Here is a 1,065-nt window from a genome sequence, read left to right on the forward strand (position 1 = left end):
GGCGCCGTGCCGCAGCAGCAGGCCGTCGGCGAGCTTCTCGTAGACGACACCGACGTAACCGGTGACGACGACCGGGCGCGGACCGCTCCCCCAGGCGTGCTTCAGGCCGTGCAGCATGGCCTGCACCCCGCCGCCGACCAGCGCGAGGACGAGGATGTCGTAGGACTCGCGGGTGATGGCGCGCAGGAACTCGGCGCGGGTGACCTCGCGGAGCGCGTCGGCGGTGGCGCCGGTCTCCGCGAGCTGACGGGGTGTCGGGGTGGCCCGGCCCCGCAGGAGGTAGCCGTCGAGCCGTCCGGCAGCGGCGGGAGCGATACGGCGCGCGGTGAGCGCGCCCCACTTCCACCGGGTGTCGGAATCGGCGAGGACGGCGATCCGCGGGGACTTCGTTGCACTTGCTGGCACGCCGAAGACGCTAGGAAGCGATTCGTAGCCCCGGCCCAACCCGAACTCAACAAACGGTTAACAGCACATCGACGAATGGGGATTCGGGCCCGGATCGGCCTCAGGGAAAACCCGGTTCACGGCTTCGCCACGCGTCGTTCACCCGGTATCAAGGCGAGCGTCGACACGAATGCCGGGCCCCGCCCTAACGTCCTCGGCGTGGTCAAGCTCTCGGTCATCGTGCCGTTCTACAACGTGCAGCAATACGCGCCGGACACATTGAGGAGTCTTCGTGCGAACGCGCGGGACGATTACGAGTTCATTCTCGTGGACGACTGTTCCCGCGACGGGACACCGGGCATCCTCGAACGCGCCGAACGCGAACTGCCGGGCGCCGTCGTCGTCCGGCACGAGCGCAACGGCGGGCTCGCGACCGCCCGCAACACCGGTCTGGACCGGGCGCGCGGCGAGTACGTGACGTTCCTGGACGGCGACGACTGGCTCGCCCCCGGCTACTACGACCAGCTGGTGGCGCGCATGGACGACCTGGGGTGCGACTTCCTGCGCACCGACCATGTCCAGTGCACCGCGCGGGCCCGGTCGGTGCACCGGGTGCCGCACGGCCGGCGCGATGTCGTCCTGGACCCGAGGGCGGCCATCCTGCCCGCGGACCGGTCGACG

At 70.4% G+C, this 1,065-nt stretch carries 2 protein-coding genes; one reads left to right on the forward strand and one right to left on the reverse strand.

The window, feature by feature from the left end; translation table 11 throughout:
* A partial coding sequence (locus tag AB0M20_RS45420) for a DUF6716 putative glycosyltransferase (protein ID WP_364307878.1) occupies positions 1-405 on the reverse strand: 405 nt, incomplete at its 3' end.
* Positions 406-603: 198 nt separating this feature from the next.
* Between AB0M20_RS45420 and AB0M20_RS45425 the strand changes: the two genes are divergently transcribed.
* A partial coding sequence (locus AB0M20_RS45425) for a glycosyltransferase family 2 protein (protein ID WP_364307880.1) occupies positions 604-1,065 on the forward strand: 462 nt, incomplete at its 3' end.

Source organism: Actinoplanes sp. NPDC051633, from assembly GCF_040681735.1.
In the GTDB taxonomy this organism is placed as follows: Bacteria; Actinomycetota; Actinomycetes; order Mycobacteriales; family Micromonosporaceae; genus Actinoplanes.